At 32.3% G+C, this 12,738-nt stretch carries 13 protein-coding genes; 11 read left to right on the forward strand and 2 right to left on the reverse strand.

Translation table 11 applies throughout. The features are described 5' to 3' along the window. The first annotated feature begins 36 nt into the window (after positions 1-36). Complete coding sequence (locus KO504_RS03245) at positions 37-552, forward strand: SixA phosphatase family protein (protein ID WP_215924889.1); 516 nt, start codon at positions 37-39, stop codon at positions 550-552. Here KO504_RS03245 and KO504_RS03250 read toward each other — a convergent pair. Further along, positions 538-1,323 carry a DUF6503 family protein gene (locus tag KO504_RS03250; protein WP_215924890.1) on the reverse strand — a complete coding sequence of 262 codons (786 nt, stop codon included), beginning with the start codon at positions 1,321-1,323 and terminating at the stop codon, positions 538-540. The genes KO504_RS03245 and KO504_RS03250 overlap by 15 nt on opposite strands. A 133-nt stretch (positions 1,324-1,456) precedes the next feature. Between KO504_RS03250 and smpB the strand changes: the two genes are divergently transcribed. The 8 genes from smpB to KO504_RS03290 all read left to right on the forward strand — a co-directional run bounded on the left by smpB (position 1,457) and on the right by KO504_RS03290 (position 9,831). Then, entirely contained in the window at positions 1,457-1,915 is a 459-nt protein-coding gene (smpB, locus tag KO504_RS03255) for an SsrA-binding protein SmpB (protein ID WP_215924891.1), read from the forward strand. A 157-nt stretch (positions 1,916-2,072) separates the two neighbouring features. Continuing rightward, the gene (locus KO504_RS03260) at positions 2,073-4,541 is read left to right on the forward strand and encodes a DUF5686 and carboxypeptidase regulatory-like domain-containing protein (RefSeq protein ID WP_215924892.1); all 2,469 of its coding nucleotides are present in this window, start codon (positions 2,073-2,075) and stop codon (positions 4,539-4,541) included. Positions 4,542-4,551: 10 nt separating this feature from the next. Further along, a complete protein-coding gene (locus KO504_RS03265) occupies positions 4,552-4,713 on the forward strand; it encodes a hypothetical protein (RefSeq protein WP_215924893.1) in 162 nt (53 codons plus the stop codon). A gap of 429 nt (positions 4,714-5,142) precedes the next feature. Continuing rightward, the gene (locus KO504_RS03270; protein ID WP_215924894.1) at positions 5,143-5,661 is read left to right on the forward strand and encodes a hypothetical protein; all 519 of its coding nucleotides are present in this window, start codon (positions 5,143-5,145) and stop codon (positions 5,659-5,661) included. Positions 5,662-5,768: 107 nt separating this feature from the next. Next, entirely contained in the window at positions 5,769-6,152 is a 384-nt protein-coding gene (locus tag KO504_RS03275; protein ID WP_215924895.1) for a hypothetical protein, read from the forward strand. 75 nt (positions 6,153-6,227) lie between these two features. Next, positions 6,228-7,241 (forward strand): TQO small subunit DoxD, encoded by a 1,014-nt coding sequence (locus KO504_RS03280; RefSeq protein WP_215924896.1) that lies wholly within the window; start codon positions 6,228-6,230, stop codon positions 7,239-7,241. A 159-nt stretch (positions 7,242-7,400) separates the two neighbouring features. Beyond that, positions 7,401-9,239 carry a Xaa-Pro dipeptidyl-peptidase gene (locus KO504_RS03285; RefSeq protein WP_215924897.1) on the forward strand — a complete coding sequence of 613 codons (1,839 nt, stop codon included), beginning with the start codon at positions 7,401-7,403 and terminating at the stop codon, positions 9,237-9,239. 139 nt (positions 9,240-9,378) lie between these two features. Further along, positions 9,379-9,831 carry a hypothetical protein gene (locus KO504_RS03290; protein WP_215924898.1) on the forward strand — a complete coding sequence of 151 codons (453 nt, stop codon included), beginning with the start codon at positions 9,379-9,381 and terminating at the stop codon, positions 9,829-9,831. A 117-nt stretch (positions 9,832-9,948) separates the two neighbouring features. Here the strand turns inward: KO504_RS03290 and KO504_RS03295 are convergent, their stop codons facing one another. After that, on the reverse strand, positions 9,949-10,590 hold the full coding sequence (locus KO504_RS03295; RefSeq protein ID WP_215924899.1) for a protein-L-isoaspartate(D-aspartate) O-methyltransferase: 642 nt from the start codon (positions 10,588-10,590) through the stop codon (positions 9,949-9,951). 185 nt (positions 10,591-10,775) lie between these two features. Here KO504_RS03295 and KO504_RS03300 point away from each other — a divergent pair, with 185 nt between their 5' ends. Together KO504_RS03300 and KO504_RS03305 are read left to right on the forward strand one after the other, a co-directional pair. Further along, positions 10,776-11,735 (forward strand): Gfo/Idh/MocA family protein, encoded by a 960-nt coding sequence (locus tag KO504_RS03300; RefSeq protein WP_215924900.1) that lies wholly within the window; start codon positions 10,776-10,778, stop codon positions 11,733-11,735. Between the two features lie 88 nt (positions 11,736-11,823). Further along, the gene (locus KO504_RS03305) at positions 11,824-12,714 is read left to right on the forward strand and encodes a 3-hydroxybutyryl-CoA dehydrogenase (protein ID WP_215924901.1); all 891 of its coding nucleotides are present in this window, start codon (positions 11,824-11,826) and stop codon (positions 12,712-12,714) included. The last annotated feature ends 24 nt before the right edge of the window (positions 12,715-12,738 follow it).

Here is a 12,738-nt window from a genome sequence, read left to right on the forward strand (position 1 = left end):
TGTAGCTAATTAAAATCTATAAACATTCCACTTATCATGAAAAAACTAATTACAATATTACTAGTTTCTTTGGTTGTATTTTCTTCTTGTAAAGAAAAAGTAGAGACAAACGAAGACATTGTTACAACTTATTATTTAATTAGACATGCAGAAAAAGATCGCTCAGATAAAACCAATAAAAACCCAGATTTAACAAAAAAAGGCTTACAACGAGCAGAAAATTGGGCTAAACATCTCAAAAATGTGAAGTTTGATGCTATTTATTCTACAAAGTATAATAGAACTACACAAACCGCTATACCAACTGCAAAATTGAATAATATTGATATTCAATTTTATAATCCCTCTAATCTTATGACTGAAGAATTCTTAGATAAGACTAAAGGAAAAACGGTACTTATTGTTGGTCACAGCAACACCATCCCAAAGCTTGCAAATAGCTTATTAAGTGAACAAAAATACGCAGATATTGCTGATGACAACAATGCCAATTTATACAAAGTAACAATAAAAAAAGAAGAAAAAACTTCCGAATTATCAGTCGTTAATTAACTTAACCTCCACATTTTTAAGTTCAATTTTAGACAATAATTTTAGTTGATTATTCTCAAAAGCGTTTCCTAAATTCTCTAAAGGAATAGAGGTGTCTTCAGGTTTGTAATTGTTATAATCTACAAATCGTAAACTATTGACATAACGCTCATTATAAGCTTCTCTAAAACGCATTCCAATGCCTTTGTCTTCATTATATGAATACGCTAGGTAACCTACCTTAAAATCCTCTACTCCAACCCAATAAACAAAAACATCCTCATAATCTTCACCACCGCCTTCTTCATTAAATGTTACTTTAATTTTATAATAGTCTTTACCTTTAATCTGTTCATTTTTTAAGCGTGTTTTATTCACTGCTTTAGCATTTAAACCATAAGGTAAAACTGAAAAATAATGTACAGAATTAACTGAAGCTTCATAGTTTTGAGCTATTGAATCTTCAAGCTTTACAAAGGCTTTATTATTATAACGCTCAAAACCGACATTGCTTAACATATCAAAAATAGAATCGTTATCTTTTACTGTAATTCGGACTAGAAGAAATTCATGATTTTTACGTAAGGCTTGATAATAAATATCACGAAACTCAAATTTAAGACTCGACTTTTCAAAATTTTCACCTCCAGAAATTTCAATCGATTTATCAATAATATCATCAGCTGTTAATACAGCTTTAACCGTTTCAATTTGAGGTTTAATGTCATTTGAAGTTTCGTTTTTACAGCTAAAAAGCATAAACACAAATAGGACTATGAGATAATTTTTCATTAGAGCATCGTTTTTAAATATATAGAGTCGCAAAACCAAAGGTAAGATTACAATTAAACTTCTTATATTTTCACAAAACTTTTACCGCTATGAAACTTTCCAACTAATAACTAAAAAACTATCTTTGTCAACCATGCAAAAAACAGTTAACATATTAAATAAGAAAGCAAAATTTCAGTACGAAATATTAGATAAATATACCGCTGGAATTGTACTTACCGGAACCGAGATTAAATCTATTAGGTCTGGTAAGGCATCTATTGCTGAAAGTTTCTGTGAGTTTAATGATAGAGGCGAGCTATTTGTAATAAACATGACTGTTGAAGAATATGCATACGGTAACTACTACAACCACAGGCCTAAAGCAGAACGTAAACTGCTACTCAACAAAAAAGAGTTAAAAAAGCTAAAAAAAGAAATGGATGTTAAAGGCATTGCTATTATTCCATTACGTCTATTTACTAACGAAAAAGGATTAGCAAAATTAGTCATTGCTATTGCAAAAGGTAAAAAACTCTACGATAAACGCGAAACGATTAAAGATCGTGATAACAAGCGTAATTTAGATCGAATTAAAAAAGATTTCCGATAATTTTTTAAGGTTCCTATAACTTTTATTAGCCTTTTTATTCTAAGTTTGAAACCACTTAAGCAACCTTTTATTATAAAATTACGTCTATAAGAATATAAAGGCATAAATTTTGTAATAAAAATTCGTGTCTTAACCAAACGTCATCAATTAAAACACTATGATAAAAAAACTACTCAGTATTTTCCTTATTGCTTTTAGTACTTTTATTTCTGCTCAAATCACAGGACATATTACAGATCAAAACAACGTGCCTCTTCCATTTGTAAACATTCTTATTGAAAATACCTATAAGGGCACTACAAGTAATGACGATGGCTATTACGAACTCAATATCTCAACACCAAAAAAGTATACTATAGTTTATAGCTATTTGGGGTATAAAACCGTAAAAAAAGACGTTACTATAGACCAATTTCCGTATAAAATAGATGTTACTTTAGAAGAAGAGTCCGTTTCGCTTACCGAAGTTGTAATTAGCGCAGAAGACAACCCTGCAAATGAAATCATGCGACAAGCAATTGCAAAACGAGAGGGAAACTTAAAAAAAATAAACTCATTTAAAGCAGATTTTTACTCTCGTGGTTTAATTAAAATTAAAGACGCTCCCGAAAAAATATTAGGCCAAGATGTTGGAGATTTAGGTGGCGCATTAGACTCTACACGTAGTGGCATAATCTACTTATCTGAAACTATTTCTAAAATTCAGTTTTTAAATCCTGATAAATTGAAAGAAAAAATCACAGCATCAAAAGTTAGTGGAGATGATAATGGGTTTAGTTTTAATAGCGCTTTAGATGTCGATTTTAATTTCTATAATAACACCATTGAATTGGGTAACGAAATTATTTCACCTATTGCAAATAATGCTTTTAGCTATTACCGTTATAAATTAGAAGGCGTGTTTTACGATGATAGAGGTCATCTTATCAATAAAATCAAGGTAATTCCAAAACGTAAAAACGATCCCGTATTTTCTGGAGCTATTTATATTGTTGAAGACCAATGGTCTATTTACGCTACTGAATTGAGTGTTACAGGTGTGCAAGCACGAATTCCTGTGGCAGATTTAATAACATTAAAACAAAGTTTTTCTTATTCTGAAAAAGAAGATATTTGGGCCATTATTTCACAAAGTATCGATTTTAGATTTGGTATGTTTGGTATTAAAGGGGATGGACGCTTTACAGCTGTTTATAGTAATTACGAATTTAATACAGGACTAACTAGAAAAGATTTTAGCAGAGAAATTGTCGCTTTTGAAAAAGAAGCCAACAAAAAAGACTCTATCTTTTGGAATACCATTAGACCTGTACCACTAACACTCGAAGAACGTACAGATTACATTAAAAAAGACAGCATACAAACGCTTCATGAGTCTAAACCGTATTTAGATTCTTTAGATCGTGCCAACAACAAATTTAAATTGGGTAATATTTTAGGCTATACATATCAAAATTCGCATAAAGATTACCGCTTAGGTTATAATGTTCCTATTTTAGGTAGTGTACAGTTTAATACTGTTCAAGGTTACACGGCTAATGCCAATGTGTTTTACACTAAAAATTACGACGATTACAACCGCTTTTTTAGAGCTAGTGGAAATATTCAATACGGATTTTCAGACGAGCGTCTACGTGCCACAGGTGCATTAACGTATAAGTTCAACAGCATTAGTAATGCGTTTTTAACATTATCTGGAGGAGTTACAGTAGAACAATTTAATCCTTCAAATCCTATTTCTCCATTAATTAATTCGGTAAGCACATTGTTCTTTGAAGATAATTACATGAAATTGTACGACAAGAGTCATCTCTCTCTTAATTATTCCGAAGAACTATTTAATGGCTTTAGATTGTATTCAGGCTTAAGCTACGAAAGACGAAAAGCACTTTTTAACACCACAGACCAAACGTTTTTTAACGACAAAAATGATGCGTATACCAGCAACAATCCGTTAGACGAAACTGCTTTTGGTGTTGCTCCTTTTGAAACGCACCATATTATAAAAGGAAGCATTACGGCACGCATTAATTTTGGTCAAGAATATTTAAGCTATCCTGATGCCAAATACAATGTCAGTAATGACGATTATCCTACCTTATACTTAGGCTACGAAAAAGGCTTTGGTGCAACAAATAGTGATTACAATTTTGATCAAATTAAAGCAAGTCTTACGCAGTCCTTCTCTATAAAAGATAAAGGCAGACTAATGTATAACTTAAAAGCAGGAACGTTTTTTAATGCCGACGATATTGCGTTTATAGATTACCAACACTTTAACGGTAACCAAACACACGTAAACTTAGACGGCAATTACACCAACGTTTTTAACAACTTAGACTATTATTCTGCAAGCACAAACGACGCTTATTTTGAAGGCCATATAGAACACGATTTTAATGGCTTTTTACTAGGAAAAGTACCTTTACTTAATAAGCTTAATTTTAATTTAATTGTAGGAGCACATGTATTAGCAATACCTGATTTTAAACCTTATCAAGAGTATTCTGTTGGTATAGATAATATTGGTTGGGGAAAATGGAGGTTGTTACGCGTAGATTATTTACGTTCCTATCAAAGTGGATTCCAGAGTGATGCTATTGTATTTGGCTTAAAATTCTTTTAATGATAGTAAGATGAGAAAAAAGGTTCTAGCTGGTATAGCTTTTATTGCTTGTTTTACACTTTTTAGTCAGAATATTGATGATTTAGAATTTACGCATACAAAAGATTCTCTAACATCAGCCTTACTTTCTGAATTTGATTATCTCAATTCTAAAATGTTTAAAATAAAATAGAAACTCGATTCAATAAAAATAGACAAGCAGATTGAGCTCATATCACAGCTTGAAGGCAAATGGGAATTTGTAAAAGTAGTTTGTCAAGATTGTATCATATCTAAAGCAGAAGAACAAACAAAAAAATATATTGAAATCACTAGAAAACACATCATTTTCTATAAAGATACTATTTCTGAAAAACATATCGTTTCAAAAGAAACCTTAAAATTTAGCGACTTCATAGATTCCTTTTCGGGACTTACAACTTTAGTTTATAAAGACAAACGCGCTTGGAATTATACCATTGATACCACAAAAACGTATGTCTCTGCAAGTTATATTGGAAATGAAAAAGAAGGCCGTATAGTAACATCTGTTAGTGGTAATTATTCTTATTTTTATAAACGAATAGAATAAATAATTTACAGAAAATCAAAATCAACAGTGATGAAAAAACAAGTTATAGCTATTATAGTTCTGTTAACTTTAAATCTTTCAGCCCAAGAAAAGAAAGACTACTCAAGTAAAGTCACTACTATAGACAGTACAATTGCCACTTTATATTCCGTAATTTCTGGTGACAAAGGTGAAGCACGTAATTGGAAGCTATTTAAACACTTATTTAGAAAAGACGCTAAGCTCATTCCTATAGGCAAAAAGGACAAAAAAACGACTGTACGTTACATGTCGCCCGAAGATTATATTAAAACCTCTGGAAAATGGCTTGTAAATAACGGTTTTTATGAACTAGAAATAAAACGTGAAACTCAAGTTTTTGGAGACTTTGCTCATATTTTTAGCACATACGAATCTTACAAGAGCAAAGAAGACGAAAAACCATTAATGCGCGGCATTAACAGTATTCAATTATTTAATGATGGTAAACGTTGGTGGATTATAAACTTATACTGGAAACAAGAATCTGAAGAAAACCCTATACCTGAAGCTTATTTACCCCAAAATTAATTGAGACATCATTATTTTAAAGCTGCGCAATTAATCTTCTATAACAGCATAACAAAAATTAACAGATCTTTTAAAAATTTTAAATTTCTATACATCATATTTGTAAGGTGAAATTTCAAAGTCAAATAAAACAACTTACCGCTCTCCTATCCGTAACAGGCTTAGTTGTGCTATTAGTTTTTTCACCTTGCAAAGTTCGCAATTCTATTCAAGAGGTTTTTGATGTTACCAAAACAGAGGTTTCAAACAAAAGCAGGTCTGCTTTAAAAAACGGGACTTGTAATGTGTATTCAGACGTCAATTCTGTAATTTCAAAAGCAAATTACAGCTTACAACTTTCACAAGATTTAGGGATTAACACCTCTCAATTTAACACAACAACTATTGCGCTTTCAGACAGACCAATAGCAAAGTATTATAATGCTAGAGCCGAAATTCCGCCTTTAGCCCCTTACTATATTCTCTTTCAAAATAACAAAGCTTATCTATAATTAATTTTCTTCAGACTTAAATCTAGCAATCTCAGCTAGTAGAAAATTATTAATACAATTATAGATACAAAAAAAATGAATTCACATATTAAAAACGATTCGGGTTTCTTAGCCCTTGCAGTCAGAATGGTCATTGGTTGGACTTATTTTTCTGCTTTTTTTAGACGCACTATTTTAGCTGATAAATTAGATCCTGAACTTGCAGGATATATTGGTGTAAAATTTAATCACTTTCTCCCCAACGCTTTAGGTATAAAACCTATTATTCAATATTTGGTTGAAAATCCAGATATACTTTGGTATAACATGGTCGCTTTCACTATTATTGAAGGTATTGTTGGCTTATTTATTATTTTCGGACTATTTACTCGACTTATGAGTATTGGGGTTTTTAGTCTAGCCATGGGAATCCTTTTAGGTTCTGGTTGGATTGGTACCACCTGCCTAGACGAATGGCAAATTGGAGTACTTGGTATTGCTACAGGATTTCTTTTGTTCTTAACAGGAAGTGGTCGATTATCCTTAGATAATTATTTAATGAAGAAGAACTTCGCTTTTACCCAAAAGAAATGGTTTGCTTGGCTAGGATCTGGTTTAATTCCTATTAAATACCGTGTCTTTTCTAAAGTGGTAATCATAGGCTCATTTTTAATTTTAGGATTAACCTTATATACCAATCAAGTATTTCACGGGGGACTTTGGGGAACTTTACACAACAAATCTGTAAAGCCAAAACTTGAAATTACAGAAGGACAATTAAAAAATGATGAACTTTCCTTTGATATTTTTAGAGTTGAAGGAGTTGATGTTTATGGAGCATGGATTATTAGTATAGAGCTTATAGACCCACAAAACAATGTAGTGATAGATTATACACAAAATGAGTTAGCAGCACTTCCTAAACATACAATAGACAATTATTATATAGCGAAAATTAAACCCGGAAAACACAGCTTAATTGTGCCATTGGGTGCTAAAGCAAAACTAAAATTTAACGCTTCACAAATTAAAAATTTACCAAAAGGAAACTACACATTAAAAATAACAGACATTAGTGGAGCCAGCTGGAAACATCAAATAATCAAATAGAAGTATCACAATTCAACTCCTAAAGCTGGTCTTTAGGAGTTTGTTTTTCTAGATAACTTCTAAAAATAAGTCTATCCCTCACAAAAATAGATGTAACTTATTTGGGTTCTGATTTATTCCACCTATTTTTATCAAAACATATTACAAATTTTTTCTTTTATGACGACTTCACCAAAATTCATTGCAACACTAATCATAGCCTTATCAATTTCAATCGCTAGTTGCGCTCAAGTCGCCAATAAAAAAGCCACACCAATTTTTAAAGATGGAGAAGCCCAAATTGTAGAAGCTTTTAACAATCCAGAAAAATGGCTTCGTCACGATTTATGGGTCGAAACAACGTTTGATACTGATGGTAATGGAAAGCCAGACCGTATGCATGTGTCTGTAACTCGTCCTGAACAAACGGAAACTGAAGGTTTAAAACTACCAATAGTTTACGTTACAAGTCCTTACTTTGCTGGTGTTGCAGCAGATTTACCCGGAGTAATGTGGGACGTTAATATAGAATTAGGAGAAACGGCAAAAGAACGTGTTCATCCCGAAGTTACACGTCGTGGAAAACGCCCAATTATTTCAAATTCACATATCAGAAAATGGGTACCAAGAGGCTATATCGTTGTACATTCCTCTTCTCCTGGGACAGGATTGTCTGATGGTGCACCAACTATTGGCGGAGAAAACGAATCTTTAGCGCCAAAAGCCGTAATTGATTGGTTATGTGGCAGAGCAAAAGGGTACACAGAACGCGAAGGCAATGAAGAAGTAAAAGCGTATTGGTCTACAGGTAAAGTAGGCATGACAGGCACTTCTTATAACGGAACACTTCCTCTAGCAGCAGCAACCACTGGAGTTAAAGGCTTAGAAGCTATCATTCCTATTGCTCCAAACACGTCATACTATCATTATTACCGCTCTAATGGTTTGGTACGCTCGCCAGGTGGCTATTTAGGTGAAGATATTGATGTATTATACGATTTTGTACATAGTGGTAAAGAAGAAAATAGACCTTATAATAATGAAACTGTTAGAGATACCGAAATGAAAAATGGTATGGACAGAGCAACAGGTGATTATAATGATTTTTGGGCTGGTAGAGATTATCTCAACCAAATGGATAACATGAAAGCTGCCTTATTAATGTCTCATGGTTTTAACGATTGGAATGTAATGCCAGAACACAGCTACCGAATTTATAAAGCCGCAAAAGAAAAAGGCTTACCAGCTATGATTTACTATCATCAAAATGGACATGGAGGACCACCTCCAACTTCTATGATGAACAAATGGTTTACCAAATACCTTCATGGTATAGATAATGGTATTGAAAAAGTAGAAAACAAAGCTTATATCGTAAGAGAATACAATAATCAACAACAACCTACAGCATATAAAGATTATCCTAATCCTGAAGCTTCTGATGTCACATTTAATCTAACGGCAGGAGGAGTAATGTCTGGTGGTTTAACGCTTAATTCTGGTTCTAAAAAAGATGAAACTCTATCTGACGATGCAGCGATTTCTGGTAGTGAACTTGCTAAAGTAGCCTACTCAAAAAATAGACTATTATATGTAACTCCTAAGTTAAAAAACGACCTTCATATTTCAGGTGTAACAAAAGTGAGTATAACGTTATCTAGCGATAAACCTGCCGCAAATCTTTCGGTTTGGTTAGTATCCTTACCTTGGGAAGAAGATGCTAAAAAAATCACTAAAAATATTATAACACGTGGATGGGCAGATCCAAAAAATTATAAGTCAATAACAGATGAAGAAGATTTAGAACCCGGAAAATTTTACACTGTAAATTTCGATTTACAACCAGATGATCAAATCATTAAAGCTGGGCAACAAATTGGTTTTATGATCTTTTCTAGTGATAAAGAATTTACCTTACACCCAAAAGCAGGAACTGAGCTAACTATTAAATTAGACAAAACGACATTGACTTTACCCGTTGTTGGCGGAAAAGAAGCTTTTACGAAGGCAACTAATTAGTATGGTTTAGTTTTTTATAAGAATATTGATATTTATTAATTGTAGTGTATTTAAAATGAAGAATACCTTGACAATTTTACTACTTTCAATTTTAGCATTTAGTTGCTCAAAAAATGATTTTGAAGACACCAATCTGTATATGGAATTTGACAAAGAAACGTATCAATCTAATGATAACTTTGAATTAACAATCCGAATTGCACCAATCAAAGCAGAAAAAACCATCAGACTCTATAAAAATCTAAATAATATTGAAATTTCATTTTTGTCAAAAGCTGAACAACTTGGATTTAATCAGGAATTAAAAAAACGTTTTGTTGAAGGACCGAGTTTGACTGGAGATGATAGTGAATATATAGATAAATATACCATATCAAAGGAAAATCCATTTGAAAAAAAATTATTAGGTACCATTTCTGAAACGGAAAAAGAAATAGTGATTGAAATTTCTGAATTGAAAATAAAGAATAAAATAGACAAAATTTATTTGCTCGATAATCCAATCATTTTAATTAAAGGAAACTGTAGAACAGTTTATGGGATTGAAGGTAAATCCTTTGAATCGACAGAAATAAAAATAAAAGTGGAATAAAAAACTTACTACAAAACCAAAATGTCTAAAACGTTAGTTTTTTCAACTTTTAAAACCTACTTGCAAATCAAATCTTAATTCTAACAGCGAAGCGCTCTAAACTCTTAAAATAAATAACTAATTCTTATCTTCCAACATAGGAACAAACCTAAAATCACCAAATTCATGTTTTTCAAATTCCTTTGGTCCTTTTCTAATAAACATAGTCATTACTTGTACATCATCACCAACAGGAATGACCAAGCGACCTCCTATGGCTAATTGACTTAATAATGGATTTGGAACAAACGGCGCACCTGCAGTAACAATAATACCTTGAAACGGAGCTTCATCTGGCATTCCTTTATAACCATCGCCAAATATGAGACTTTTTGCTCTGTAACCAATTTTTGGTAAAAACTTAGACGTCTTTTTAAACAATTCTTGCTGACGTTCAATACTAAAAACCTTTGCGCCTAGCTCTAAAAGCACAGCAGTTTGGTAACCACTACCTGTTCCAATTTCTAATACTTTATCGCCTGCCTTTACTTGTAATAATTCAGATTGAAAAGCCACCGTATAAGGTTGAGAAATGGTTTGATCTGCAGCAATAGGAAATGCTTTATCTTGATAAGCGTGATCTATAAAACTAGAATCCATAAAAAAATGCCTAGGAATTTTACCTATAGCTTTTAAAACAGCTTTATCTTTTATGCCTTTATTTATTAAAGTTTCAACGAGTTGTTGGCGCATCCCTTGATGCTTAAATGTATCTTTCAAAGCGTAGTTTAGTTTAAGGTAAAAATACTTCAAAACTATTCAAACTTCAAAATGAAAGTTCCTGTTTTTTTCTCCTGATTCAATTCATCTTTGAAATCTAGACACTTATTAATTTCGTAGTATTTTATATTTTCTTTTTTCAATTTCTGAACGAAAACGACTATTTTTGTTAAAAACAGAAAAACATGCTCAAAGTTGGTGTTCTTGGTGCTGGTCACCTTGGTAAAATTCATTTAAGACTACTTAACCAATCTCATAAATATGACCTTGTTGGCTTTTATGATGCAGATGCAGAAAATGCAGAACGTGTAGTTAAAGAGTTTGGCTATACCTACTTCGATTCTATTGACGAATTAATAGATGCCGTAGATGTTGTAGATATTGTAACTCCTACGCTTTCGCATTATGATTGTGCAAAACAAGCCATAAAAAAAGGAAAGCATATTTTTATAGAAAAACCAATCACCAACACTGTTGAAGAAGCCGAAACCATTAGAACTTTGGTTGCTGAACACGGAGTAAAAGGTCAGGTTGGCCATGTAGAACGTTTTAATCCTGCATTTATAGGAGTTAAAAATCAGATTGTAAATCCGATGTTTATAGAATGTCATAGACTTGCGGAATTTAATCCTCGTGGTACAGATGTACCTGTAGTTTTAGATTTAATGATTCATGATATTGACATTATTTTAAGTGTTGTTCAATCTCCTGTTAAACATATTTCTGCAAGTGGAGTTTCAGTAGTTAGTGAAACTCCAGATATTGCCAATGCACGTATAGAATTTAAAAACGGTTGTGTTGCTAATTTAACCGCAAGTCGAATTTCTTTAAAGAATATGCGTAAAACCCGTTTCTTTCAAAAAGACGCTTACATTTCTGTAGACTTTCTTGAAAAGAAGTGTGAAGTGGTTAAAATGAAAGATGCACCAGAAAATCCAGGTGATTTTGATATGATACTACAAAATGCAGAAGGCATTAAAAAACAAATCTATTTTGATAATCCAGATATAGCAAACAATAATGCTATTCTAGACGAACTAGAAACATTTGCAGATGCCATAAATAACAATACAAAGCCAATTGTAACTTTACATGATGGTACTGAAGCTTTAAGAGTTGCCAATATGATTATTAATCAGTTCTAGCACTCTTTAAAGCAAAAATCTTATCAAATCAGATAAATATTAGATTAACAGATTCCTGTTTTTACAGGAATAAAAATTAAATTTTTTAATGAAAAACATAGCAGTTATAGGCGCAGGAACTATGGGTAATGGAATTGCCCATACTTTTGCACAATCAGGATTTAACGTTCAACTTATTGATATTAGTGAAGCATCTTTAAAACGCGGCATGGATACTATTGCCAAAAACTTAGATCGTATGGTCGCTAAAGAAAAAATTAGCGCATCAGATAAAACTGAAACTTTAGAAAAAATTACAACTTTTACAAATACAGAAGAAGGTGTAAAAAATGCCGATTTAGTTGTTGAAGCTGCAACAGAAAATATCGATTTAAAACTAAAAATCTTTAAACAACTTAGTGAGATTTGTAATGAAAATACCATTTTAGCTACAAACACATCTTCAATTTCAATAACGCAAATTGCAGCAGTTACTTCCAGACCTGACAAAGTTATTGGTATGCATTTTATGAATCCTGTACCAATTATGAAATTGGTAGAGATTATTAGAGGCTACAATACAAGTGATGACGTTACTTCTACTATTATGGAACTCTCTAAAACTTTGGGTAAAGTACCAACCGAGGTGAATGATTATCCTGGCTTTGTGGCTAACCGTATTTTAATGCCAATGATAAACGAGTCTATTGAAACGCTTTACAACGGAGTTGCAGGTGTTGAAGAAATAGATACAGTTATGAAATTAGGTATGGCACATCCAATGGGTCCATTACAATTGGCCGATTTTATTGGTTTAGATGTCTGTTTATCTATTCTTAATGTGATGTACGATGGCTTTAAAAATCCTAAATATGCACCTTGTCCTTTATTAGTTAATATGGTAATGGCAGGGAAATTAGGTGTAAAATCTGGAGAAGGGTTTTACGATTATGCTGAAAGTCGAAAGGCTGAGAAGGTTGCTGGGCAGTTTTTGAAGTAAAAAGTGTAAAGTGTAAAGGCTGAA

This window comes from Winogradskyella psychrotolerans (assembly GCF_018860565.1).
Lineage (GTDB): Bacteria > Bacteroidota > Bacteroidia > Flavobacteriales > Flavobacteriaceae > Winogradskyella > Winogradskyella damuponensis.